Here is a 23984-nt window from a genome sequence, read left to right on the forward strand (position 1 = left end):
ACTAATCCCCAACCTACTTGCCAAACCACTGGGCCATTACCTGCGCGGCCTCTTTGTGCTGGGGCGTAAAGTCGGCGTGGCGCCGAGCGGGGCCATCGGCGGCCAGGCTGGGGTACCACTTCCAGACAAAAAGCCCCCCAAACCATTTCCTGGGCCAAAAGGTCTCGAACATGGCCGCGTAGCAGGCAGCTTGCGTGGCCTCATCGGGCTGGAGAAAGGCGGCTGTGCGGTCGGGCCACGCCCAAGGTTCTACGGCCGCATCGGGGGTACATTTATAGCCCATTTCGGTAAACACAACGGGCTTGTTGAAGCGTTTTTGGATTCGCTCAATGGCTTTTAAGTGTGGTTGCCAACCGGCCAGTAGCTCGGCTTTGGTAGGCTTGCTTTTTTTGGTGAGGGGAAAATAGGCCTGAATCCCAATGTAGTCTAGCGCGTCCCAGAAGCGGATATGCTCATACTCGCCGCTCCAGTTGGCGGCGTAAGTGAGCGGGCCGTGGTATACCTGACGAATTTGGCGGATGAGAGTGCGCCATTCAGCCTCGTGGGCTGCAGTGGTGGTTTGCTCCAGCTCGGTACCAATGCAGAGACCGTTGAGTTTCTGTTGCTCCGCGAGCTCCGCGTAGTGCAGAATAAAGGTAGAATAGCTTTGAAACCAAGCTTCCCAGTCGGCGTCGGAAGTCATGCGGATGTCGCCAGGCCAGCTGCCTTCGCCGCGCACCCAGAGGTGGGGTTTGAGCAGAATTTTTTGGCCGCGCTGGCGAGCGAGCTTCGCAGTCTGGATAAGACCCGCGTCGCTCTCGCCCCAGTACACGCGGCCGCGGCCGGTGTTCATGCCGATGGTGGGAGAGGTAGCGCCGCGCTGCCAGCCAAAGGGCGTTTGAGCCAGCCAATTAACATTATGCTGCTTTAGCGGCGCCAGCTCCGCATCAGTCACGGAGTCGCCGCCTACCCAGCTTACGCCCCGCATGCGGTTACCCAAGTTGGCCGCGACGGTAAAGCTGGCCGCTGTGGTGGAGGGTGGGTAGGAGGGAGCCATACGCGGCCACCACCAGCCGGCCGCCAGCACCGTTGCCAGGCCCAGAATGGTTAGCAGGGGCACAAAGGCCCACCAGCGGCGTAACTGCATGGAACTTGGCATAATAGATTATCAATCAATTATAAGCCTGCGGAAGCTAAAATGGTAACAGCAGAACGGAAATTTGCCCCCCGGCACTCCCTGGCAAGCTACAGATTACAAACCAGTGCTATCTATCTGCGATTCATCCGTAGCTTTGCTTGTTCCCAACTTGCTCACCCAATCCGCTTATCGTTTGCTGCAGGCCATCAATATTCGCAAAAGCTACAACACGCTGGAAGTGCTCAAGGGCATCGACCTGACGATTGAAAAGTCGGAAATCGTGTCCATCGTTGGTTCGTCGGGGGCGGGCAAAAGTACCTTGCTGCACATTCTGGGCACCTTGGATAACCCTGATACGGGGGAGGTGCTGTTTGATGGTCAGTCGGTTAGCTCCCTGGGGCGCTCCGACCTAGCGCGCTTCCGCAACCGGCACATTGGCTTCATCTTTCAGTTTCATAACCTACTGCCGGAATTCACGGCGCTGGAAAATGTGTGTTTGCCGGCGTATCTGGCGGGCCGTTCAGAGAAGGAAGTGCGCGTACGAGCCCGCGAACTGCTTGGCATGTTGAACCTGGAGCGCCGCGCCGACCATAAGCCCTCGGAAATGTCGGGCGGGGAGCAGCAGCGCACGGCCGTAGCGCGGGCGCTTATCAACTCGCCCGAAATCATCTTCGCCGACGAGCCCAGCGGCAACCTCGATTCGCAGAACGCCCAGGAGCTGCACCAGATCTTTTTTCTGCTGCGCAAAGAGCTGGGGCAAACCTTCGTTATCGTTACTCACAACGACCAACTCGCCGACATGGCCGACCGCACCATCACGATGAAGGACGGCTACATTACGGGGTAGATCTCATATAATTGAGGAATTGAGGTGTTCCTTTCAGGCGGTCATGCTGAGCGGAGTCGAAGCATCTCTACCGCTTCGCCTGCAGGATTACTCAGGCGAAGCAGTAGAGATGCTTCGACTCCGCTCGGCATGACGTTCTAAATATTTGCATAGCTTCAAAAAAGCCCCCGGAAAGCGCTTCTGGGGGGCTTTCTTATGCCGCGAAATCTTGCTTTATCACCTCGAAAAAGGAGTGATTCGAGGTCTACGAAAGATCATTTTTTTAGTTTTCTAATATTTTTGGGAAATTGATTCGTAACTATCTGATAATCAAATAGAAAAATTACATAGAAAAATGACGCTTCTTGCACCTTTCGTGCGGCTACGTAGTTATATACCCAAATAACAAAACGTATCACAGGACACTTATGGAAACCGCCATGAACGAAGTAACCAAAACCGCCAAAGACCAGGCTCGCAAGAGCAAGATTGAGAGCTACGACATTTCGCGCTCCGATGAGACGTTGCACTTGGCTACTGATCTGGCGAAGTTTATCAAAGAAAACAAGCTCTCGACGACTGTGCAGGGCAAGGAGTTTGTGAACGTGGAAGGCTGGCAGTACGCCGGCTCGCGCTTAGGCATCGTGCCTATTGTGGACCACGTCATCAACGTCAGCACTGAGACGGAGTTAAAATATCAAGCCAAGGTGACCTTGTTCGACCTGCGTTCGGGTCATACGGTAGGCGCTGGCTTTGCAGTATGCTCCAATAAAGAGTCGGGCAAGAAGTTCTACCAGGAGTTTGCCATCATGAGCATGGCGCAGACGCGCGCTATCGGCAAGGCCTACCGTAATATCCTCGCCTGGATCATTCGCGCGGCCGGCTATGAGCCAACGCCTGCTGAGGAAATGGATTACGGCGGCAATCAGCCTGAAGCAAAGCCTGCGCTAACTGTAATCCCGACTGCTGCTCCCGCCGTTGTAGCTGCTGAGGCTACGCCTATGAAGGCCGTACCCGCTGAGCCAGCCGAGGCCCCAACTCCCGCAATTGCGTACGCTACGGCTGCGCAGAAGGAAGAAATCATCCGTCTGCTCAACCACCCGGTGATTACGCGCCAGGAGAAGACCAAGATGTTGCTCAACATCAACCGTCTGGACGAGGAGCGTGCCAACCAAGCCGTAGCTAAGCTGCGCAAAGCCATCGAAGACCGTGAGAACGGCGAGTCGGCTGCCGCTTAAGGTTTAGCTCACTACATATATAGAAAGCCCGGTTCCGTTTGGAACCGGGCTTTTTTGTGTTGGTAAGGCCTGCTGTATATCGTTAGTATTGAAACATCTCCTGCAATCGGTCACAGACTTCTTGCGCCGTGATGTTGGGCAGCACGCCTAAGCGACGAACCAAGCGAGATTTATCTACCGAACGGATATGATCCAGGGCTATCTGTCCATCCCTGCCTTGGAAAACGCAATCCGCTCGGGAAGGGTAGTCGCGCCGGGTACTGGTCAGGGCAGCAATGGTGACGGTGCGCAGATAACGGTTCATCTCATCAGGTGAGATGATTACGCAGGGGCGGGTTTTATTGATTTCGCTGCCTTGGGTTGGGTCGAGGTTCACCAGCCACACCTCGAAGCGCTGCATGGTTACCACTGCCATTCGTTTTCTTCAAAGGCTTCAGCAGAAAAGCCCCCCAGCAACTCGCTCTCCGGGTCTTGACCCTGACTGATGGCCTGCTGAAATTGCTCATCCCAGCTCTCACGACGGAATTTTACAACCGGCTTGATGAGCAGACCTTCGGCCGTGGGCTGCAAGTCAACTTCGCCGGTGATGTTATATTGTTGTAGTAGTTTCTTGGGTAGCACAATTCCTTGGGAATTGCCCACCCGAATCAGGCGCGTGTTCATGAAAGCAAATGTACGTACAATGTACTTACATTTTGCTTAGCGATATTGGTTTCAGTTATCTAGAAGCTAGCATAGGTAGAGTTGATTTTAGTAAATTTAATATAAGGTACTGTCCCCTTCTGCCTACTATATGGGGTCGATTCACTCCTTTACCCAATTTAAACTACGTAGTGCTTAAGCAGTAGCCAGCGGGCTTATTAGCTATGATAAGTTGTTCATTCTATGCCGAAAAAAGGGTATTTGCCCGATTAACAGGGGGCTAATGACGAGGGATATACAAGTCACAGTGAACATAGTTCCTTCGGCCGGAAGAGGTACATTCCTCCAAATTAGCTCGCTTACGCATGACAACCCTACATAGACGAGTAAGTTAACCACTGACAAAAGAAGGAGACGGTAGTTGATACTTAATGAGGAGCTATAACGATAGAACACCTAGAAAATGGCAACTGAGGGCGCTCCATAGAAAAGTGCCCTCCAGTAGGTCCACAGGAGAAACCCGTTAACATTCGCTCTATAGTTGAATGAATCAAAAAGAAGAAAACAGAAACCAACAATCATTTCCAGCAGCAGCAGGGCTAGATAGAAAATAGAAAAGTGTAGTAGCTTATGCATGGGGTGATTAAGTCAGGCGTCAGGATGCTGATACAGATCACAAAGCCAGTATGATGTACAATGTGAGGAAGCTTAGCGACAATATATGAACCGCTGCTGCGACCCTGAATAGGCTGTCGATAGATAGGATTTTAGAAGCAGTGAGCAGAGGCAAGATAGGACAAATCCTATCTCAGTTTTATTTTTTAATACAGTGTCCGTTGTAAGCTGAGTCGTGGAGTAATTGAGTCAAATCTCTTACTCCAATCGTGAGTTGAGGCATGGCCCACTATCCCTACCTACCTTTGCCGGCCTATGCCTCTACCCACCGATGACATCCTGCACTTGCTGCGCCAGCACTGGGGCCACACGGCTTTTCGGCCTTTGCAGGAGGATATTATTCGCTCGGTGCTGGCGGGGCATGATACACTGGCGCTGCTGCCGACGGGGGGCAAAAGCGTGTGCTTTCAGGTGCCAGCGCTGGCGCGGGACGGCATTTGCGTGGTAGTATCGCCGCTGATTGCGTTGATGAAGGACCAGGTGGAGCAGCTGCGGGCGCGGGGCATCAAGGCTAAGGCGGTGTACGCGGGCATGAGCCACCAGGAAATCGACCAGACGCTGGATAACTGCGTGTACGGGCCGGTAAAGTTTCTGTACGTATCGCCGGAGCGGCTGCTGACGGAGCTGTTTCGGGTGCGGGTGGCTAAGATGAAAGTGAACCTGCTGGCCGTAGATGAAGCGCATTGCCTGTCGCAGTGGGGCTACGACTTTCGGCCGCCTTACCTCCAGATTGCCGAGCTGCGCGAGCTGCTGCCCCAGGTGCCGGTCATTGCCCTCACAGCCACGGCGACCAAGCCCGTGAAGCAGGATATCATTGAAAGACTGCGCTTTGGAGCTACTCATCAGGTTTTTCAGCAAAGCTTTGCTAGGCCTAACTTGTCCTATTCCGTCTTGCAGACCGAGGATAAACTGCGGCGCCTGCAGGAGGTTTTGCGCGGCGTAGGCGCGGATAAAACCGCCATTGTGTACGGCCGCACGCGGCGGCAGGTGGAGGATGCGGCGGCGTTTTTGCAGCACCATAAAGTGTCGGCGGCGGCTTACCACGCCGGCTTGCCCAGCGAGCAGCGCCACCGTACCCAGCAAGACTGGATGCAGAACAAAACCCGCGTCATTGTCGCGACCAACGCCTTCGGTATGGGCATCGATAAGCCCGATGTGCGCTTAGTCGTGCACCTCGACGCGCCCGATACGCTGGAGGCCTACTACCAGGAAGCCGGCCGCGCCGGGCGCGACGAGAAGTATGCTTTTGCTGTGCTTCTTGCCGGTCCTAACGAAGCGGCCGACCAGCGCCGCCGCGCCGAGCTGGCTCACCCGCCACTAGACACGGTGCGGCGGGTGTATCAGGCGCTGGCTAACTTCTCGCGCACGGCCGTGGGTGGCGGCGAATTGGTGGCCTTCGACTTTGACATTCAGCAGTTTGCCGAAACCTACCGTCTCAAAGCACTTGACGCTCACAATGCCCTGAAAGCCTTAGCGCGGCAAGGCTTGGTGCAGATAAATGAGGCGGTCAACAACCCGGCCCGCGTGCACATTCCCATCGACCACACCGACCTGTACCGCTTTCAGGTCGCCAACGCGGCCCACGATAAGCTGATTAAATCGTTGCTGCGGCTGAATGGGGGCGAGATCTTCGCGGGCTTTCAGAAAATATCCGAGAATAGCCTGGCTCAGCACCTGCGCCTGAGTGTACTGGAGGTGCGCAAAATGCTGCTGTTTTTGCATCGTTCGGGCATTATTCAGTATCAGCCCCAGCATAATGCCCCCCAGGCTTTGTTCACTACACCCCGCCACGACGTAGATAAGCTGCCCCTGAATCAGCCGACCCTGCGCGCTGCCCGCGAGTTAGCGCAGCACCAAACCGAAGCCGTCATTCAGTACAGCCTGGGTGGCCGCTGCCGGCAGCAACTATTGCTGGAGTATTTTGGCGAAATGGATGCGCCCGCCTGCCGGGTCTGCGACTTTTGCCTGGCTAAAAAAAGGCGGCGCAACCTGCTGCGCCTTCTCCAACGATCCGCGCTCAACTCGTGGAATTGCTGCAAAATGCCCCCCAGACACCGCGCGAGCTGCTCACCAAATTTGCCCCCCAGCAAGCCGAAATGGTAACGCAGCTACTACGAGAACTGGTTGATACCCAAGTGCTCCGGTATGAGGCGAACGGCCAGTTGCGAGCCTAGAAATACGCCATAAAAAGAGGGTGCAGCCAACCGGCTACACTCTCTTTTTATGTAGCAAGCACTTAAGCGTGCGTCGTAGTGGTCAGGTTTACTTCGATGTTGCCGCGAGTGGCGCGGGAGTACGGGCAGATTTGGTGCGCTTTAGCTACCAGCTCCTCGGCCCGTGCCTGCTCCAGGCCGGGAATATTCACTGCCAGATCTACGGCGATGTCGTATTTATCGCCTACGTGGCCCAGGCTGACATCGGCGGCAACGGAACTACCCGCAATAGGCTGATTTTCGAAACGCGCTACCAGGTTGAGGGCGCTATCGAAGCAGGCCGCATAGCCAGCGGCAAACAACTGCTCAGGGTTGGTGGCACCTTCCTTACCAGGCCCACCCATTTCTTTGGGGGTAGTCAGCGCCAGGTCAATCACATTGTCGGACGAAATAGCGCGACCGTCGCGGCCACCGGTAGCTTTCGCTTTAGCGGTGTACAATTTTTGATAACTCATAGACGTATTAAAAAGAAAATGGAATAGGAAGGAAAAGGGATTTTAAAGTCGCTTACAACGTAAACAAGAGTAGAGAGAAAAAAGCCCCCCAGCCACATACTATGTGGCTGGGGGGCTTTTTCTCTCTGATGCTTATTACTAATAGCATAGCGCAGCCTCAGCAAAGCTTAAGACTTTGAAAGCTGATTGAACTTCAGATCTAGAGTCTGTTACTGCTGATATGCTGTAATGCCACCAATCAGGTTGCGCACGTTGCGAAAGCCATTCTGCGCCAGGAAAGCTTTGGCTGAATTAGCTCGGCTGCCGCCCTTGCAGTGCACAATGACTTCACCTTCTTTCAGGTCTTCCAGTTCCTCCACGCGTTGGGGTAAAGAGCCCAATGGAATGTGCTGGCTGCCTTCAATACGCGATTCTTCATATTCCCAGCCTTCGCGCACGTCCAGAATAACCAGTTTTTCACCAGCGGCCTGCCGCTTCTTCAACTCTTCGGAAGTAATATCGCTCATAATCTTGCGGATTGTTTGTGGTAGAGAGGCCTCGGTTTGGAAGCGTAGTTTAGGAAGAAAAATTAACTCATCCATTGCAAAGTCTTTCTTTGCTGTGTCCAAAGATATTAATTTAGTACTAAACGCTTCGTAACTACTTGCCCCTGAGGGAGTAAAAAACGCGCCATATATACCCCGGAAAGCAGATCTCGCAAGTCAAGTTCGGGCTGGCCAGCTTGCGCCTCCGGTTGTTCCCAAGCAACTCGACCCAACGCATCGAGCACGGTAACGCGCAGATAGTGGCCCTGCACCCGCACCAAACCAGCGCTTGGGTTCGGATACACGCTGATGCTGGCCGCCAGGGTCGGATTGGCACCAGCCGTAACCGTGCTGCCCACCATGACAGGCCGAATCAAGGGCGCGCCCGCGGGCGTTGTTGAGGTCACGGTCCAGGCGTTGGCCGCGTTGGTAAGCAGGTAGCCTTCCGGAGCGGTACTGTTCAAATCGATGCCAAAGGGGATAAAAAAACCTAACGATGCCTGACCATAGCCTGCATAAAAAGTGCCGCTCACGTTTACGGGCTGCGGGAAGGCAATATCGACAAATGCCTGCCCAGCGGGCAAACTGGCCGGAATGGTAAAGGTCTGGGAGGCTTTTGGCTCAGCCGTGGGCAAATTAGTTTGCGGGTCCTGATCCCACACGTTCATCGTTATCACCCGGCTCACTCCAGTCGGCGATGGATAGATACGCACGCTGCGAACCCGGTCGGGGCGGTTCAGGTCGAAGCGGTAGGCGAGGTAGCTGGCGGGGCCAGTAGACAGGGCCGGCAAGCTTACGGTAGCTTCGGCCGAGCCATCATCATAGGCGTAATAATCGGCCAGCTCCGTGATGCGCGAAATGGTGTCGTTGGATAGGGTAAGCGGATTGGTTTCGTTGGTTTGAATGGCAATACGATGCGTTATGCGCTTGGCTTCAGGCGTATTGGGTAGAGGTGAAGTGCGCACATCACCCGCAATCACATCCTGCTGCTGCCGCGCCGACAGCGACTTGTTGCCAGTTAGGAAGGTGGCCCTCGGACCGGCTGGCAGCACTTGCAGCGTGCCAGTCCAGGCAATGGGTGTCGGCGCGGGGCCCACATCAAAGTTGTTGATGGTGGTAAACGTATTGGGGTTTAGCTCGCCGGCGGCATTGGCATTAAACTGCTCTATGGGCATCGCCGCGAAGCGCCGCAGCAGGCTGGTGAGCGGGGCGCTGGTGGCAATGTCGCGGTAAGAATTGTCGGTGGCGGAGCGGCCGCGGTTAAGCAGGATATAATCGAGGCTCCAGGCATCGCGGGTGTTGGCAAGGTTGCCCGTTGCCCGCCACCGAAACTGGAAGGCCGAATGCAGGTACCGGGCTTGATCGACGGCAATGAGCTGCTGCTGAAAATTGGTGCGTACTCCCGTGCTGAGCTGTACCCACACCTGCTGCCACAGGCCGGCATTGTCCAGTATTTCCAGTTCCAGGCGCACAGGCTGACTACCCGTGTTTGCCTTAGGCGGACCAACGATACTACCTGCTTGCCAGAAAAAACTCAGGTACACGCCACTGGCGGCCGTGAGGCCACTCAAATCAATAGGCTGAGAAGTTAGCGTATCCGTATCGTTATAAGCCGATGAGCTACCGTAAGGCTGACCACTGGCCGAAAGCCCGTCGAAGGTGACTACCCCCCGCGATGGTGGCGCTACCGGAAAACGATTGTTCACCAACGTGCCCCCGCCGGGCTTCCAGAAAAGAGAGTTAGGTAAACCTTCGCCCTGGGGGGCAAAATCATCGAATAAAGGCAACGTTACCGCTGTGCCGCGTCGGGCTACGGGAGGCGTACGAATAGTAGATTGGCGGCTTGGGTCAGCGTCGAGTGGCGTAGCTACTTGCGCCTGTCCGGTTAAAGGTGCCAGCAAGCCAACCGCTAATAATGAAAGTAGAAGTTTCGGGTAGATCATAGACAGCAATTTACGCAAGGTAAACGGCTGCGGATGGGAGAAATTTTGCGACAAGCCTGCAAGCTTTTTACTGCACTGCCTTTAAGGGCTCGTTGCCCGCTACCCACAAATCAACCAGTTGCCCCATGCGAATGGTAGCGCCGGGCGCCGCCACCGGGCGTTGCTTCACAATGGTTCCTTCCACCTGGCCTTCCTCGGCAGGCTGGTAGAAAATCTCTCCTACCTGTAAGCCTTGGCCTACGAGTAGAGTAGAGGCCTCATCAGCCGGCATATTGACGACATTGGGCACCGGAAACTCCTGGTTGCCCTGCCCGTCACCGACTACTAAATCTACGCGGGTACCTTTGGCAATGGGGGAGCCTGGCGCTATTTCCTTGCCGTTCACCAGCTGCTTCAATACCGAGTTTTGGGCCAAATCCGGCACCTTTTTAATCTCGCCAACTACCAGGTCATAGCTAGCCAGAATCATCTGCGCATTCTTTACGGAGCCTTCCGTGAGCTTGGGCATCTTGATTACCGGCGGGTTTTTCATGCTCACCGAGATATAAATCTTGCGGTCTTCCTTTACCTGCTGGCCGGGCGCGGGATCCTGCGTAAGCACCGTGTACGCCGGGATGTTGGGGCTGTAGCTGGAGTCGTCGACGAAGTAGCGCAGGTTGCGCTCATCGAGGTAGTCTTCCAGGTCGCTTTGCCGCATCCCGGTCACCTTCGGTACCACAATGGTTTCGCCGTGGTTAGTGGTCATGGGTAGGTACACAAAGAAGAAACCGAACAGCAGCAAGGCCACTGCCAAGCCAATTACCACCAAGTGCTTTAGTACGTCGAAGGGAGTATCGGATTTAAGAAAAGCCATTGTGGTGTGCTGATGTGCTATGTATTGTATGTGCTGACTTTAAAACAAGGCGCAAATTAGCTTTTCGCTTCTATCTCAAGCTTACGCTGCCGCTCTTTGCCAAATTCCAGAATCCGATCAATGAAATCGTAGGGCGTGTAGCCGTTGAGGGCCGTTTGGTGAAAGATGCAGGTGGCGGGCGTCATACCAGGTAACGAGTTTACCTCGATAATCAGTACCTCCACCGCTCCCGTTTCGCGCACTCGCACGAAAGCATCGATGCGGGCATAGCCCTGAATGTTCAGCACTTCGGCTACGTGGCGCAGCTCTTTTTTCACTTCCTCCGAAATGCGCTGCCGCTCGGCAGAGTCGGGGGCGTAGCGGGCGGGCGTAATGTTCTGACCTTCGCCGGCCAGAAATTTTTCTTCCAGACTCAACACCTCGCCCGTAGCCAAGGCCTCGGAGGCTTCAAATACCTCGATGTTCAAGGTGCCATCCGGGCGCCAGTGGGTGAGCAGGCCGCCAGTAACTTCGAGGAAGTGTTGGGCGCCATCACGACTAATCAGGGTTTCGACCAGGAAAGCGTCTTTCTGCGGAAACTCTTCTTTGAAGCCAAGATGCAGCGTGTGGGCGGCGTCGGGCAGCAAATCTTCCTGGTCGCGGAAGATGAGTTGACTGAAAGCTTCCAACTCCTGCCGGTTCTTGATTTTCTTCACGGCCGAAGAGCAGCCGTCGTCGGCGGGCTTGGCGATGAAGGGATAGTGGAACTGCGTTTCCAGCGAGCAGTAGAAGCTCTCAGCGTCGGCCTGCCACTCCAGGCGGTTGGCCATGCGGTGCTCGGCTACGCGCAAACCGGCTTCACGCAGGCGGCGGTTCGTCTCAAACTTGTTAATGGTAATGCTGCTGGATTCGACCCCAGAGCCATTATAGGGCAAGCCAAAGTGCTCCAACTCTTTCTGCAACGCGCCATCCTCACCAGGACGGCCGTGCAGGGCAATGAACACCTCATCCGCCATCTGGGCCAAGTCCTCGAAAGAGATTCGTCGGGGCTGAGCTGTGGGCTGACCAGCATAGGTGCCAGTAATGGCTTCCGCTTCGCGACGGATGCGGGCTAGCACAGGGTGTAATTCATGACCGGCTTCGGCGTACTCGATTTTCTCGCGGATGTCGTCGGCGTTGTCCTTGAGCATCACGTTGATAGGCAGCACATAAAGCTTGTGCTCCTGCGCCGAGCCCGTCAGGAAAACCGGAATGGGCTCGTACTTCACCGAGGAGCTGAGCTTCTCATAGATATTGCGGCCGCTTTCCACCGAAATATGACGCTCGGAGGAGTAGCCGCCCATAATTACCGCTACTTTGGTACGCTGCTGCTCCTGCTGCTGGCGCGAGGCCACAGCCGCATCCAGCTGCGCCAAAATGCCCCCCAGCCGCACGGGCTGCATACCAGCACGGCGCCGCGCCGCGAGGGAAGTGCGAATCAGATAGGTAAGAAACTGAGAAGGATTCAGCCCGATTTCGGCGGCCTGATGAAAGAAGAAGGACGCCGGCAACATGCCCGACGTGGTGTTCGGGTCGTTCAGGAACAGGCTGCCGTCGGTGGCTTGAATGAAGCCGTCCAAGCGGGCGTATACCTGAAAGCCGAAGGTGCGGAACATCTCCTGGCAAGCCTCGCGGATTTCCTGAATCTTGTCTTCCGGCAGGTCGATGGGCGTAATTTTGCGACTCAGGCCGGGCAGGTACTTGGAGCGATAATCGAACATCTCCTCGCCCTTCACAATCTCGGTGGGGGGCAAAGCCAGCGGCTCGCCGTTTGGATCTTCCACCACGATGCACGAAAACTCGCGTCCCGCCACGAAGCTTTCCACCAGCACCTGCGACTCGCCGTCTACATTGGTCAAGAGCACCTGCTCAACCGTTTCAAACTGCTCGTTGAGGGTGTGCAGCAGCTTCTCAGGATGATAAATTAACGCTGCGCTTAATGAAGAATCAGGAGTGAGGAATGAAGAATTAGAGGACGACAACTCCTCATTCTTCATTCCTGATTCTTCATTAAGCGTCAGCGTAACCGGCAGCCCGATGCCTTCCCGAATGTCGGTGAGCTGCTGTAGCCACAGGATTTTCTGCTCGTCACTTTTGCCCTGCCACTCGGTGCGGGTCAGGGTTTTGCGGAATAAGCTGCGCTCAACGGCGGCCACGAACTGGGGGGCATTTTTCTCGCGTAAAATTGAAACGCCGATACTTGAACCCTGGCGCGGCGCTTTAAACACCAATGGCAAGCCTAATTCGCGCACTAAGTACTCAAGTGTGGCTTCCGGATCAGCGGCGTCCCAGTCTTCGGTGCTGATGACGCGAAAAGCGGGCGTAGGCCGGTTCAGGGCGTGCAACAGCTTTTTCTGGGCAATTTTATCGATGCCAAAAGCCGAAGGCAGAATACCGGAACCGGAGTACGGAATGCCGTACCATTCCAATAAGCCTTGGATGGCGCCATCTTCGCCGCCCGGCCCGTGCAGCGCCAGGAAGGCGAAGTCCATGAGCTCACGTAGCTCATGAGGCTGCACGCGCCGGCCGACTTCCGCGATGATGCGGTCCTGTTCCTCCTGACTTAGCTCGCCCAGGCTTTCCAAATACACCTGCAAACGGTGCTCAGAAGGCGGCAGCGCCGATACGGGCGGGAAAAAGTCCCGGATGGTGCCTTTATAGATATAATGCCAGTCGAGCAAAATGAAGTTGCCCCGGCTGTCCACGAATATGGGCACGGCCTGAAACAAGCCTTTGTCCAGATTATCGTACACAGTGCGGCCGCCCGCAAGGATATTTCCCGCTCACGCGACGGGCCACCGAAGAAGATGCCTATTTTCATACGTAGCGCAAAGGTACGGGAAAGGTGAAATGGTGAGTGGTGAAATGGTGAGATAGTGAAATGGTGAGTGGTGAAATGGTGAGTTTGCTATTATTGCGGCGCATTCTACGCAGATGACGCAAACAGAACGTCAAACTCACCATTTCACCACTCACCATTTCACCACTCACCATTTCACCACTCACCATTTCACCTTCCCCGTATAAGGCCTACCAAACCCTACAAACTACTATGCAAACCCTCGATCAGTACAACTTCGCCGGCAAAAGAGCCCTGGTGCGCGTCGATTTCAACGTGCCCCTCGACGACGAGCTGCACATCACCGACGACACCCGCATCCGGGCCGCGACGCCCACCATTCGCAAGATTTTGGCCGACGGCGGCGGCGTCATCCTGCTTTCCCACCTGGGCCGGCCCAAAGGCGGGCCCGAGAAGAAATTCTCCCTGCAAAGCATCGTGTCACGCTTGCAGGACGAATACGGTACGCAGGTCCTGTTTGCCCATGATGTGCTGAGCCCCGATGCCGCTAAAATGGCCGCTGAGCTGCAACCCGGCCAGATTCTGCTCTGCGAAAACGTACGCTTTTATAAAGAAGAAGAAGCCGGCGACACTGTCTTCGCCGAGAAACTGGCAAAGCTGGGCGACGTGTATGTGAACGATGCCTTCGGGGCCGCGCACCGCCGCCACGCTTCTACAGCCGTTGCTACCCAGTATTTTGCCCCCCAGGACCGCGTAGCTGGCTACCTCATGCAAAGTGAGCTGGAAAATGCTCACCGCGTACTCACCCAAGCCGAGCGTCCGTTTACGGCTATTATGGGCGGGGCAAAGATTTCGGATAAGATTCAACTCATTGAGCAGCTGCTGGATAAAGTAGATAACCTGCTAATCGGCGGTGGAATGGCCTACACGTTTTCCAAGGCCGAAGGCGGCGAAATTGGTGGCTCGTTGCTCGAAGCCGACAAGCTGGACCTGGCCCTGCACCTGATTCAAAAAGCCAAGGAGAAAGGCGTAAACCTGGTGCTGCCCAGCGACTCGCTCATTGCCGACCGCTTCGCCAACGACGCTAACGTAGAAACGGCCCCCAACCACCACATCCCGAACGGTTGGATGGGCCTGGACATCGGCCCGGAGTCGCGCGAAAACTTCGCCGACATCATTCGCCAGTCCCGCACCATTCTCTGGAATGGCCCGATGGGCGTGTTTGAGATGTCGAACTTCTCGGCCGGCACCGAGTTCGTGGCCGCCGCTATTGCTGACGCCACCGCCAACGGCGCCTTCAGCCTCATCGGTGGCGGCGACTCGGCCGCAGCCGTCAACCAGATGGGCTACGCCGACCGCGTAAGCTACATCAGCACCGGCGGCGGCGCCTTGCTGGAGTACATGGAAGGCAAAGAGCTGCCCGGCGTAGCGGCGCTGGAAGGGCGTTAGGTTTAGAACGAGAGTAGCGCGAAGCTTCCGCTTCGCGTTTCATTGAACGAGTTACATTGGAGCATTTCTATCAATGACCTCAACGATACGCGAAGCGGAAGCTTCGCGCTACTCTGTTTAAGGTAATACAAGTGACACAAAAAAGCCCCCCAGTACACTGCTGGGGGCTTTTTCATTAATTCGCATAAGGTGCTTCCAGTTCCTGCCCCATACTTAGCAACGGTGAATCTTCGATTCTGCCGGTGAGGCGGGTGGAGAGGGCGCGGGCTTCTTTATCGGTGAGAACTTCCAGCTTGTGCAGCCAGCGCAGGCGCTGTAACTGGGGCTCTATCAGGCCCAGCGGGTTGATGCTGCCGTAGTTCTCGCGCAAATAATCTTTGGTGCGCTGCTCCAGAGCCTCAGAAAAATGGTAAAGCTTATTAAGCTCTTGTGGGCGGTCGGTCAGCACGACGCGGGCGTGGGAGGTACTGATAACAAACTGGTTCCACCAATTGCGGCAACCATACCAATACACGGCCATTACTGTTAAGCTAACGCCAAAAGCAACTAGCGTGTACAATTCGTCTGCCTGCTTCAGGCTGTTGTTTAAGGCATGTAGTAAGAACACAAACCCTAGCACTTGCCATTGCGAAATGACCCGGTGCTGGTGCCGCTCTACGCGCACGGGCAGCACCTCCTCGTACGGCATCTCCACTTCCAGCGTAATCTGACCGCGCCGGTCTTTTCGACAGATATATAGCCCGTGGGGGCGAAGAGCCAACTGCGTGGTTTGCGTCAGCTGGCGTTGTTCAATCAGCATAGAATAAGAAAACAAGCAACGAGCACACTGACTTAGCCGAAGGGCGAAGGCGTGAAGCAGAGCACAAAAATAGCCAGCATTACCCAGCCCAGCACCTTGCGGCCCGCACTCAGCGGGCTTTCATCGGGGGCGGGCGGATGATAAATACCCATTACGCGGCCCAGCAGAAAGCCAAACACCAGCCAGCCCGGATTGCCGTCAATGCCCGGCACCGCCAGGCTCAGCGCCAGCTGCGCCGCTACCACACCCAGCACTAGCATCAACGCCCGGCGCGGCGTAGGTACGGCCCGCCGAAACACCGTGAACAGGTAAAACAGATAAATCGGCCCGCCATACAAAAGCGAGTCGTTTGAGCTATCAACCGTAAATAAACCCAGCCCGGCATAGAAGATAAAGCCGATAAAGAGTATGGCCGATACCTGGTTGGCGCGCTGAAAACCCAGCAAACCGTACAAAATATGCCCCCCATCGAGCTGCCCGATAGGCAATAGGTTGAGCGCCGTAAAGAACAAAGCCAACGAGCCCGCCAGCAGCACCGGGTAGTGCATCAGCTCATTCGGGTGGGGGAGGAGCGCCGGGTCCGCCAGCCACGATTCCAGAAACTGATAAATCAGCGACTTTCCCAAAACCAGACCACCACCGTCCGCATTTTTGTACACATACTGCGCATAATCGGCGCCATACGCACGATACTCCGGGTGAACCTGAAATATATATTCCAGCGGCGGCAAATGGGTAAAGCCGTACATCAGCACCGGAATGGCCACCAGAAAACCAGCCAGCGGCCCCGCCAGCCCAATATCAAAAAACTCTTTGCGGGAGAAAATCCGGTCTTTGATGCGAATAACCGCCCCAAACGTGCCGATGGTATTGAAGAACCCCGTAAAAAACGGAATGTAGTAAGGCAGCGTAGCCCGCACCTTGTAGTAGCGCGCCGTGAAATAGTGCCCAAACTCATGCACCGTGAGCACGCCCAGAAACGGCAGCGAAAACCACAGCCCATCCCGGATTTCGGCCCGCGAAAGCCAGACGCTCAGCGAGCCAACCGTGCGCGGATCAAAAAATGTACGGCCCGTCATCCACTCCGCCCCAGCTAGCGTGGTCGTAATCAGCGTGATGACGAACAGCAACAAATGCAGCGTGTACACGCGCCAGCGCGGCGTGGGAGGCTTATAGACATTGAACTCGCCGCGGTGGCGGCGGAAGTAGCCGCGGTAGCGGGGCCGCTGGGGGGCATTTTCGGGCGGGGGCGCCGGGGCGTCAGGCAGAGGGAGGGAAGGCACGGATAGCGGCAGGCAAGGCGTCGGTGAGCGTGAGCGGCGGGGCCAGGAAGAGCGTATGCAAGCCCAGGCGCTGCGCCGTTTCGATATGTTGAAAACTGTCTTCAATGAAAAGAGTTTCTTCGGCCTGCCAGTTCATTTCGCGCAGCACATGCTCAAAAATCTCCGGGCCGGGCTTACGCAACCCTACTTCCTGGGAATAAAATACACGGTCCAGCACATCGGCAATCCCGTGCTCAAAGCCATACGCAACCTTGAGGCGCCGATTTACTTCCTCAATATGAATTACGTTGGTGTTGCTGAGCAGCGCCATCTGGTGGCCTTGCGCGCGCAGCTCGGCCAGCAGCGCCAGCCGGTTGGCGGGCACATCCAGCAGAATAGAATTCCAGGCCGCGTCCAGTTCCTCATCGGTGGCCGTGAGCTGGTAGCCGGTGCGCAGTCCTTCTCGAAACTCGGCCGGCGTAATGCGCCCGGTTTCCAGCAGGTCAAACAACTCCGACTGATTTTTTTGGCTGTACTCAATGGTACTGCCGGCGCTGGTAAGGCGGCGCATAGCCTCGATGGGGCGCTGGTAATCGATGTTGATCAGCACGCCGCCAAAGTCGAAAAGCAGATTGGGCAGGCGGCGCGAAGTAGGGCTGGGGGCATTTTTAGAGAATAGCGTTGCAAATTGACGGGCAAAAGTCGTAGTTTGCACCGCCGAAACCAACCTATACGGTTGCGAACGCGCCGGGCCCATAGCTCAATCGGTTAGAGCAACTGACTCATAATCAGTAGGTCCTTGGTTCGATTCCAAGTGGGCCCACTAGAACCCTGTTTACGCACTGTAAATGGGGTTTTTATTTTTCTGCTAACACTTTTGGCAACAAGTGGCACTAGAAACCGCCTGAACAATGGTGGGCGCTGGGGCGGACACTGAGTGTGGAGCAGTTAGGGTAATCACGACTTGAGTTCTATTTCTTCTTTTTGGCTCTTATCTCCCTTTTATGCATGAATTAATGGCTGCCTGCACTAATCCTGCATGCGGGTCCATTTTTCCAGTGCTTACTGGTGTATATGGCGGCACAGTTATAATAGAAGACACTACGATGACGTGTCGGCAATGTGGTCACCTTGCATGGGTTAGTGACGGAACTTATGTCGACCGGGGTAATGCCTTACGTTTGTTGTCAGGTCCAAAAGAATCCTTTGACGCACTCCGTAAGGTTAAACTACTCCTTGAACAGGCAAAGCAGACAGAAACAACTAAGGAAGAGGTTATAAATGAAGTAGCTAAAATATCTCCTTATTTAGCTAGCTTTTTTTCAACTATAAACGGTGAAAACTTTCATCGTTGGATCAACACTATACTTGGAATCTTGACGCTCGCAATGAGCTATCAGATGAATTCAAGTGCCAGTGATGCTGAGATTGCCAATAAGCGTCATATTACTCACTGATGTTACGCGGCATATTAGTCGATTGCTTGGAAAGGATGTTTCCTGAAGCAGCAATAGCTTCTTTCTGAGGCAGAGGTGCAGTTGCCGCGTAACATCAGTTACTCACTGATGTTACGCGGCATATTAGTCGATTGCTTGGAAAGGATGTTTCCTGAAGCAGCAATAGCTTCTTTCTGAGGCAGAGGTGCAGTTGCCGCGTAACATCAGTTACTCACTTGACCGAAGATATTCGCGAACTAAAAGCCGCTTCACAATCAGCAAAGAAGCGTGAGCCACCGAGAGTAAATCAGAAACCAGAGCGTAACGACGCCTGCCCTTGCGGAAGTGGCCGGAAGTTTAAAAAATGCCACGGTTTTTATACTCCACCAGCGGCCATTGGGCCAGCTAGGTAGCAGTTGAGGTCAACGGCAATACTTGTCTTACCCTACCTTGTATCTTCGTTTCATGCACAAACACCTTCTCGTAAATATTTTACTGATGCTTACTGGGTTAGTTCGACACTAGCGTCAACTCCAGCCAGGTATTCGTTCATGCTCATGCCGCCCGCAAAAGGGCCTCCTTTTCACGCTCTGAAGACGTTCTCTTATAGGACGGTGCCAGCCATGACCGGACTACTTGTAGCCGTTCCCAATCGGAAAAAGACCCACTTCGGATTTTTGACGCAGCAGCACAGATTTACTACAGAATTGAACTGTAATATGGCAGTTCCTCGGCGCCTGCTTTCGCACCATGTGCTTCGTTAACGATCCCCGGTCTTGCTAAAGCTTTCTTGTTTTACCACTTCCCTCGCTCTAGGACTGACAAGTATAGCGGCTGGGTTGACCGGGTGCGACGCGGATCCGCCGTCTACCCAGCAGCCGTCGCCCACCCAAGAATCCGTACTCGTGACGGAGACTGCCCAACAGGCCTTGCATAACCGGTTTCCTGGGCCGCTGGAGAAGCTGCACTGGCAGCCCGCACCCACGGGCCTGATCGCCACCTTCCGCTGGCGAACCATTGCGATGCGGAGCCAGGTTACGCTCGGCGGGGTGATAGCGGAAACGGAACTGGAAATAGAGGACATCGATGTTCCCCAAGCCTTACGGGCTTCGCTGCAGCAACAGTATCCAACCTATCAGGTCCGGCTGATGCGCTTGGTAGAAACCGGCAACAAGCGCTTCTTCCGGCTGCACCTAACGAGCTCCAGGGGCGAAACGCGCGCCTATTCCTTCACCCGAGATAGCGGGTTAATTACCGGCCCTACTTCGTGATCGATTGCTCATCAAGGACGAAGCCACCAGCGCGCCTACCAAGGTGATAACTGTTCTGATAGGCTCGGCGTAGCCCTGATGAGCCTGTTTATGCTTTCGCGGACAGGCCTTGCTATTCTTCCACCTCCTTTATCCCGACTATGCGACACCTAGCTATTCCTGTTCGCTGCGGGCGGCTTGCTGTGACCAGCATCGTCTGCCTACTAAGTCTGACTGCCCGCGCGCAAGTCGAGCCGCCGCGCACCCCGGTGTACCCGCCGCCCGCTCCCCTCGCCTCCGATACGGCGGCGGCCAACCAGGTCGGGCAAAGTCAGGAATTCGCGGTCCCTTCGGTCTTGGGCAGCGGCCCTAGCAAGGGCGTAGTGGCGCACTACGAACGGCTCAGTAACTTCTCCATCAACACGAAGCTGCGGGACCAGGACCCCGAAGCCCGGGCCAATACCACCGTGACAAAGAACGCCCGAGCTTTTATTAAGGCCTACGCACCGCTGATCAATCACCCGCACCTAAAGCTGATTCTGGGGGTAAACTACGACCGGGAGGAGTTCCAATTCAAGAGCCCTAATGCCTCCACGTTTTACCGAGACCTGGAGGATAAGGGCTTAAAGGTACTGGGGGCGCAGTTGGCCGCTATTCGGCCGGTCGATCAGGTCCACTGGTACATCGCGCGGGTGAAGGGCGAGTTAAATGGTGACTATACCTCCGGCGAGCTGTCGGTACCGGACTATCTGAAGGTGTCGGCTGAGTTTATCTACGGCTGGAAACGCTCGCCCACCTTCGCCTGGGGCGTGGGTGCCCAGCTAGGCTACACGTTTGGTCGGCAGAGCATCTACCCCGTGATCTTGTACAACCGTACGTGGAACAACCGGTGGGGGGTAGAATCCTTGTTTCCGGCGCGCGTGTCGTTGCGCTACAATGTGTCGCCCACCACCCTGCTTTTCGCGGGCTATACCGTGGACGGCTATAACTACAATATTAAGCTGCGCGAACCACTGCAGAATGGGCTGCAAACCCTCATTCTGCGCCAGACCGAGCTGAAGCCCCGGGTGCGGCTGGAGCGGGAAATCTACGATTTCGTGTGGTTGGGTCTGGAAGCTGGCTACCGCTACAATGCCTCTTTCAACGCGCTGGACGAAAATGGAAACAAAGGCCTGAGTCTGTTTCGCGGTAGCGCCCGCCCGCGTATCATCGATAACACGCTGGGCGGCGCCCCTTACGCCAGCGTGGAAATATTCCTGGTGCCCCCGCGTAAGTTCTTGAAGAAAACAACCAACAAATAAGCCCCCCAGGCCCCGTTAGTTGCGTGGTGGGTAGGGTAGCTGGGGTCGTCTCGGGAAAGCCATGCCCGGTTTTTAAGGTGTCCGTCAGGCACCCTGTATTAGCAAACTAGCCAGTAGTAAGAAGCGCATAGCCGCTCATCGAGGGCTGCTATTTTTGGGGCTTAAGTGATTTAGTAGGTAGGGTAGCTTTGGGCCGCACAATGGACACCAGCCAGCGCCCGGCTTCCCGGGAACGGCCCGTGTAGAAACTATCTACCTGCTGTACGTGCACATGCGGTTGCCAGGCCAGCGGCAGCTGGGGAGCGCCCGGCGACAGCGAGAACACCACGATCGGGTGCTGGGGAACAGCCCGCCCTTGCGGCTGTAAAAGGGGAACGGCGCGCCCGGCCTGCCAAACCTGCTTAATGGGCACCTCATTGAGGCTATACCAAGGCAGCTGGTGCAGGTCTGGCTGCTGGCGTACCTGCTCTAACCGCCGTAGGTTGGCCTTGTCCCGTAGTTCCCACACCGGGTAAGCGGGCATGAGCAGGGTGACCACCAGCGCCAGCAGCGTTACCGACAGCCCACTCAATCGGCCGGGCTGGGGTCGGCGAAACCCATAGAAAATCGCCACGCCCCCCAGTAACCCGAAAGCGGGCACGGCTACCCAGAAGCGGACGCTGCGCCAGTCGAAGCCTGCTAGCGGGAAGAACGCCATGGCTACGGGGACCAGCCCGCATACCAAGGCCAGAGAGCCCGCCCACGTTCGGATCCCTATGCGGTCGGCCTGGGGTACGAACTGCTCGCGAAACAGCACCTCCCAGTACCGGAGCAGCCCCCCCATCAGCAACACCAGCGGCAGCAGCAGGGGCAGCATGTAGCGCGTTTTCTTTTCGGGCACGACGCTCAGCAGTACCAACGCGGTGACGAGCCAGCCCAGCGTGAAGGCATACGGCACGTAGCGCGTGAGGCGGGGCCGGGCATACGGTACGACCAGCGCCGCTAACGCCACAACCACCCATAGGCCCGTAAACACCGGCAACTGGCCATAGTACCAGAACGGCTTCATGTGGCGCTCAGCCCACGCCGACAGCTCCGTTTGGGCGACGCCCAAGGCCACCGGGGCTACGTGGTACAATACGTACAAAGGCCATCCGACTCCGACCAGCCCCGCTATACCGGCCGCCAATAGGCTTCCACGCCCCTGGGCACGCACAGACTTTCGCCAGGAGCCAAGTGGGGATAGGATGCATCCCAAAAAGGGCAATAAGATGCTGTAGAGGGCTACAGGACCTTTGCTCAGTATACTTAGCCCGATCAAAAAGCCCCCCACAGCAAACCATCCATAACTCGCCGCTGGCTGCCGCCAGCCCCGGACCAGTGCCCACAAAGCGCCTACCATAAAACTATTGGAAAAGATATCCCACTGTCCATCGCGCCCCACCGTGAGTAGCAATAGGCTGCTAGCCAGCACGAGCGCCGCCAGCCAGGCCGTGCGCCCCGGCGCTTCCGCTTCGCCGGGCAACTCAGCGGTTAGCTCCTCAGCGAGCTTCCAGAAGAAGAAAACCAGGAGAGTGGCCATGAGAGCCGCCGGGAGACGTAAAAGGGCGAGGTTGCCCGTAGGGCCAGCCAAGCGCATGACCACCGCAACGGCCCAGGTCGGCAGCGGCGGCTTTGCGAGGCGCAATTCACCGTTCATGGTGGGCAACAGCCACGAGCCCCCGGCGGCCATCTCGCGGGCGGCCGTGAAATTGCGCGCCTCCATCAGGCTGGCCTCAGGCGCCCCCAGGTGTATAAAGCAACTAAACAGACACACCAGGAGCAGCGACGCCGGGCGAAGCCAGCGAAGCAGAGACGGGGAAGCAGAAACCACGGATAGAAAGCGCAAGTCACGGACAGCGCCGCGCGGCCGCGGAGGAAGCAGATGCCTTGTGCGCTTCATCTGGTCAGCCAGCTTACAAACTGACGAAGTCCCTGGGCCAGGGAAGTTTGGGGAGCGTAGCCCAGCAGCGTCCGGGCCTTGCTGATGTCGGCGTAGGTAACATCGACGTCACCGGCCTGCATGGGCTGGAACACCAGCTGGGGGGCAATTCCGACCGCTTCGCCCACGGCCTGAATCAGGTCCAGCAGCGTAACCGGGTGGCTGTTGCCCAGGTTGAGGGTATGAAAGCCAGTGGGCTGGGATAATAAATACGCCACGCCACGGGCCACACCATCCACCGTATCCCCCACAAAGGTATAGTCGCGGGCCGTGGTGCCGTCCCCAAAGACCGGGATCGGCTGGCCCGCCCGCAGCAGGCGCACAAACTTGTGAATGGCCAGATCGGGGCGTTGGCGGGGGCCAAAGACGGTAAAGAAGCGGGCATTCAGCACGCTCAGGCCATAGAGGTGGTAGTAGGTGTAGGTCAGCTGCTCGCCGGCCAGCTTCGAGGCCGCGTAGGGCGAGATGCACGCCTGCCGTAAGTCCTGATCTTCGCGGAACGGCCGCTGGAGCGTGTTGCCGTACACCGAGGAGGACGAGGCAAAAAACAGCTTACCAACGCCGCGCCGCCGCATCCATTCCAGCAGGTGCGTGGTACCCAGCGCATTGTTCTCCAGGTAAGCGGCCGGCTCGCGCACCGACGGCCCGACGCCGGCTTTGGCCGCCAAATGCACTACTACGTCGATAGGCGTATCACCCAGGGCGTGCGTCAGGGCTTCAGTGCCGACGCGTAGGTCCAGCTCGTGAAAACGAAAGCTCGAATGCTGCAAAAAGCCCCCCAGGTTGGCCTGCTTCAGGGCGCGGGCATAAAAGGGGTCAAAATTGTCCAGGCCCACGACCTCGTGTCCATCGGCCAGGAGCCGCTCACACAGGTGGGACCCAATAAAGCCGGCGCAACCCGTAACCAGAACCGATGGCATAAACAAAAAAGCAAAGGCTCAGCTGCGTGAAAACGCACTGAATCATGGAGTAAACCGGAGCCAACCTATCCGATTCGACGCCATAGTCGAGCGGAGGAGCGCCAGTATTTTAGCCAAGGTGGCGGCCAATTCTGAAGATCATCTGTAGATCCAACACCACGTTATTTATCTGAGCGGAATGGGGCGGCTTACGTCCTCGGGGTTTTTAGGAGCTGTTTGAGTTAACTAAAGCGCGGTAGAGACGCAATACTTTGCGTCTCGTCGTCTGCAGCGTTCGAGCTTCGTTCCGGCAGTTTGTGCAAC

21 protein-coding genes and 1 tRNA gene are annotated in these 23984 nt (G+C 56.1%); 9 read left to right on the plus strand and 13 right to left on the minus strand.

Annotated features, from left to right (window positions below):
* Positions 1–13: 13 nt before the first annotated feature.
* Complete coding sequence (locus tag MKZ35_RS04665) at positions 14–1126, minus strand: glycoside hydrolase family 113 (protein WP_482512037.1); 1113 nt, start codon at positions 1124–1126, stop codon at positions 14–16.
* A gap of 184 nt (positions 1127–1310) precedes the next feature.
* Here MKZ35_RS04665 and MKZ35_RS04670 point away from each other — a divergent pair, with 184 nt between their 5' ends.
* Positions 1311–1964 carry an ABC transporter ATP-binding protein gene (locus tag MKZ35_RS04670; RefSeq protein WP_482512266.1) on the plus strand — a complete coding sequence of 218 codons (654 nt, stop codon included), beginning with the start codon at positions 1311–1313 and terminating at the stop codon, positions 1962–1964.
* Positions 1965–2371: 407 nt separating this feature from the next.
* A complete protein-coding gene (locus MKZ35_RS04675) occupies positions 2372–3181 on the plus strand; it encodes a hypothetical protein (protein ID WP_482512038.1) in 810 nt (269 codons plus the stop codon).
* 82 nt (positions 3182–3263) lie between these two features.
* On the opposite strand, the gene MKZ35_RS04680 is transcribed toward MKZ35_RS04675, so the two are convergent.
* Both MKZ35_RS04680 and MKZ35_RS04685 read right to left on the minus strand, forming a co-directional pair.
* A complete protein-coding gene (locus tag MKZ35_RS04680; protein WP_482512039.1) occupies positions 3264–3596 on the minus strand; it encodes a type II toxin-antitoxin system PemK/MazF family toxin in 333 nt (110 codons plus the stop codon).
* Complete coding sequence (locus tag MKZ35_RS04685; RefSeq protein WP_482512040.1) at positions 3584–3844, minus strand: AbrB/MazE/SpoVT family DNA-binding domain-containing protein; 261 nt, start codon at positions 3842–3844, stop codon at positions 3584–3586. Before MKZ35_RS04685 ends, MKZ35_RS04680 begins: the two co-directional genes overlap by 13 nt.
* A gap of 909 nt (positions 3845–4753) precedes the next feature.
* On the opposite strand from MKZ35_RS04685, the gene MKZ35_RS04690 reads away from it, so the two are divergent.
* Positions 4754–6601 carry a RecQ family ATP-dependent DNA helicase gene (locus MKZ35_RS04690; protein ID WP_482512041.1) on the plus strand — a complete coding sequence of 616 codons (1848 nt, stop codon included), beginning with the start codon at positions 4754–4756 and terminating at the stop codon, positions 6599–6601.
* A gap of 133 nt (positions 6602–6734) precedes the next feature.
* Here MKZ35_RS04690 and MKZ35_RS04695 read toward each other — a convergent pair whose 3' ends face one another.
* From MKZ35_RS04695 to MKZ35_RS04715, 5 genes are all read right to left on the minus strand, one after another.
* Complete coding sequence (locus MKZ35_RS04695) at positions 6735–7166, minus strand: organic hydroperoxide resistance protein (protein WP_482512042.1); 432 nt, start codon at positions 7164–7166, stop codon at positions 6735–6737.
* Between the two features lie 209 nt (positions 7167–7375).
* A complete protein-coding gene (locus MKZ35_RS04700) occupies positions 7376–7672 on the minus strand; it encodes a rhodanese-like domain-containing protein (protein WP_482512043.1) in 297 nt (98 codons plus the stop codon).
* A 107-nt stretch (positions 7673–7779) separates the two neighbouring features.
* Positions 7780–9591 (minus strand): T9SS type A sorting domain-containing protein, encoded by a 1812-nt coding sequence (locus MKZ35_RS04705; RefSeq protein WP_482512044.1) that lies wholly within the window; start codon positions 9589–9591, stop codon positions 7780–7782.
* Between the two features lie 109 nt (positions 9592–9700).
* Positions 9701–10486: a PASTA domain-containing protein gene (locus tag MKZ35_RS04710; RefSeq protein ID WP_482512045.1), complete on the minus strand. Its 786-nt coding sequence runs from the start codon at positions 10484–10486 to the stop codon at positions 9701–9703.
* A 56-nt stretch (positions 10487–10542) separates the two neighbouring features.
* Positions 10543–13257 (minus strand): D-alanine--D-alanine ligase family protein, encoded by a 2715-nt coding sequence (locus MKZ35_RS04715; protein ID WP_482512046.1) that lies wholly within the window; start codon positions 13255–13257, stop codon positions 10543–10545.
* A gap of 299 nt (positions 13258–13556) precedes the next feature.
* On the opposite strand from MKZ35_RS04715, the gene MKZ35_RS04720 reads away from it, so the two are divergent.
* Complete coding sequence (locus tag MKZ35_RS04720; protein WP_482512047.1) at positions 13557–14753, plus strand: phosphoglycerate kinase; 1197 nt, start codon at positions 13557–13559, stop codon at positions 14751–14753.
* Positions 14754–14928: 175 nt separating this feature from the next.
* Here the strand turns inward: MKZ35_RS04720 and MKZ35_RS04725 are convergent, their stop codons facing one another.
* From MKZ35_RS04725 to MKZ35_RS04735, 3 genes are read right to left on the minus strand one after another with little or no spacing between them, the layout of a single operon-like run.
* Complete coding sequence (locus tag MKZ35_RS04725) at positions 14929–15552, minus strand: hypothetical protein (RefSeq protein ID WP_482512048.1); 624 nt, start codon at positions 15550–15552, stop codon at positions 14929–14931.
* Between the two features lie 32 nt (positions 15553–15584).
* Positions 15585–16835 carry a site-2 protease family protein gene (locus MKZ35_RS04730; protein ID WP_482512049.1) on the minus strand — a complete coding sequence of 417 codons (1251 nt, stop codon included), beginning with the start codon at positions 16833–16835 and terminating at the stop codon, positions 15585–15587.
* Entirely contained in the window at positions 16813–17571 is a 759-nt protein-coding gene (locus MKZ35_RS04735) for an HAD family hydrolase (protein ID WP_482512050.1), read from the minus strand. The genes MKZ35_RS04730 and MKZ35_RS04735 overlap by 23 nt, the downstream gene beginning before the upstream one ends.
* Here MKZ35_RS04735 and MKZ35_RS04740 point away from each other — a divergent pair.
* The 5 genes from MKZ35_RS04740 to MKZ35_RS04760 all read left to right on the plus strand — a co-directional run bounded on the left by MKZ35_RS04740 (position 17564) and on the right by MKZ35_RS04760 (position 20801).
* A tRNA-Ile gene (locus MKZ35_RS04740) sits at positions 17564–17637 on the plus strand. The two genes, MKZ35_RS04735 and MKZ35_RS04740, sit on opposite strands and share 8 nt — an antisense overlap.
* A gap of 181 nt (positions 17638–17818) precedes the next feature.
* On the plus strand, positions 17819–18271 hold the full coding sequence (locus MKZ35_RS04745; protein ID WP_482512051.1) for a hypothetical protein: 453 nt from the start codon (positions 17819–17821) through the stop codon (positions 18269–18271).
* A 215-nt stretch (positions 18272–18486) separates the two neighbouring features.
* On the plus strand, positions 18487–18663 hold the full coding sequence (locus MKZ35_RS04750) for an SEC-C metal-binding domain-containing protein (protein ID WP_482512052.1): 177 nt from the start codon (positions 18487–18489) through the stop codon (positions 18661–18663).
* A gap of 492 nt (positions 18664–19155) precedes the next feature.
* Complete coding sequence (locus tag MKZ35_RS04755; RefSeq protein ID WP_482512053.1) at positions 19156–19521, plus strand: hypothetical protein; 366 nt, start codon at positions 19156–19158, stop codon at positions 19519–19521.
* A gap of 140 nt (positions 19522–19661) precedes the next feature.
* Positions 19662–20801: a DUF6268 family outer membrane beta-barrel protein gene (locus tag MKZ35_RS04760; protein ID WP_482512054.1), complete on the plus strand. Its 1140-nt coding sequence runs from the start codon at positions 19662–19664 to the stop codon at positions 20799–20801.
* A gap of 148 nt (positions 20802–20949) precedes the next feature.
* Here MKZ35_RS04760 and MKZ35_RS04765 read toward each other — a convergent pair whose 3' ends face one another.
* Positions 20950–22653, minus strand: a complete 1704-nt coding sequence (locus MKZ35_RS04765) for an ArnT family glycosyltransferase (RefSeq protein WP_482512055.1) — start codon at positions 22651–22653, stop codon at positions 20950–20952.
* A 65-nt stretch (positions 22654–22718) separates the two neighbouring features.
* The gene (locus MKZ35_RS04770) at positions 22719–23681 is read right to left on the minus strand and encodes a GDP-mannose 4,6-dehydratase (protein WP_482512056.1); all 963 of its coding nucleotides are present in this window, start codon (positions 23679–23681) and stop codon (positions 22719–22721) included.
* Positions 23682–23984 lie beyond the last annotated feature (303 nt).

It is taken from the genome of Hymenobacter sp. R533113 (genome assembly GCF_056835965.1).

Coding starts and splice junctions, on each gene's coding strand:
- MKZ35_RS04665 (WP_482512037.1), bottom strand. CDS start 1,126: ATGCAGTTACGCCGCTGGTGGGCCTTTGTGCCCCTGCTAACCATTCTG.
- MKZ35_RS04675 (WP_482512038.1), top strand. CDS start 2,372: ATGGAAACCGCCATGAACGAAGTAACCAAAACCGCCAAAGACCAGGCT.
- MKZ35_RS04680 (WP_482512039.1), bottom strand. CDS start 3,596: ATGGCAGTGGTAACCATGCAGCGCTTCGAGGTGTGGCTGGTGAACCTC.
- MKZ35_RS04685 (WP_482512040.1), bottom strand. CDS start 3,844: ATGAACACGCGCCTGATTCGGGTGGGCAATTCCCAAGGAATTGTGCTA.
- MKZ35_RS04690 (WP_482512041.1), top strand. CDS start 4,754: ATGCCTCTACCCACCGATGACATCCTGCACTTGCTGCGCCAGCACTGG.
- MKZ35_RS04695 (WP_482512042.1), bottom strand. CDS start 7,166: ATGAGTTATCAAAAATTGTACACCGCTAAAGCGAAAGCTACCGGTGGC.
- MKZ35_RS04700 (WP_482512043.1), bottom strand. CDS start 7,672: ATGAGCGATATTACTTCCGAAGAGTTGAAGAAGCGGCAGGCCGCTGGT.
- MKZ35_RS04710 (WP_482512045.1), bottom strand. CDS start 10,486: ATGGCTTTTCTTAAATCCGATACTCCCTTCGACGTACTAAAGCACTTG.
- MKZ35_RS04720 (WP_482512047.1), top strand. CDS start 13,557: ATGCAAACCCTCGATCAGTACAACTTCGCCGGCAAAAGAGCCCTGGTG.
- MKZ35_RS04725 (WP_482512048.1), bottom strand. CDS start 15,552: ATGCTGATTGAACAACGCCAGCTGACGCAAACCACGCAGTTGGCTCTT.
- MKZ35_RS04735 (WP_482512050.1), bottom strand. CDS start 17,571: ATGGGCCCGGCGCGTTCGCAACCGTATAGGTTGGTTTCGGCGGTGCAA.
- MKZ35_RS04745 (WP_482512051.1), top strand. CDS start 17,819: ATGCATGAATTAATGGCTGCCTGCACTAATCCTGCATGCGGGTCCATT.
- MKZ35_RS04760 (WP_482512054.1), top strand. CDS start 19,662: ATGCGACACCTAGCTATTCCTGTTCGCTGCGGGCGGCTTGCTGTGACC.
- MKZ35_RS04770 (WP_482512056.1), bottom strand. CDS start 23,681: ATGCCATCGGTTCTGGTTACGGGTTGCGCCGGCTTTATTGGGTCCCAC.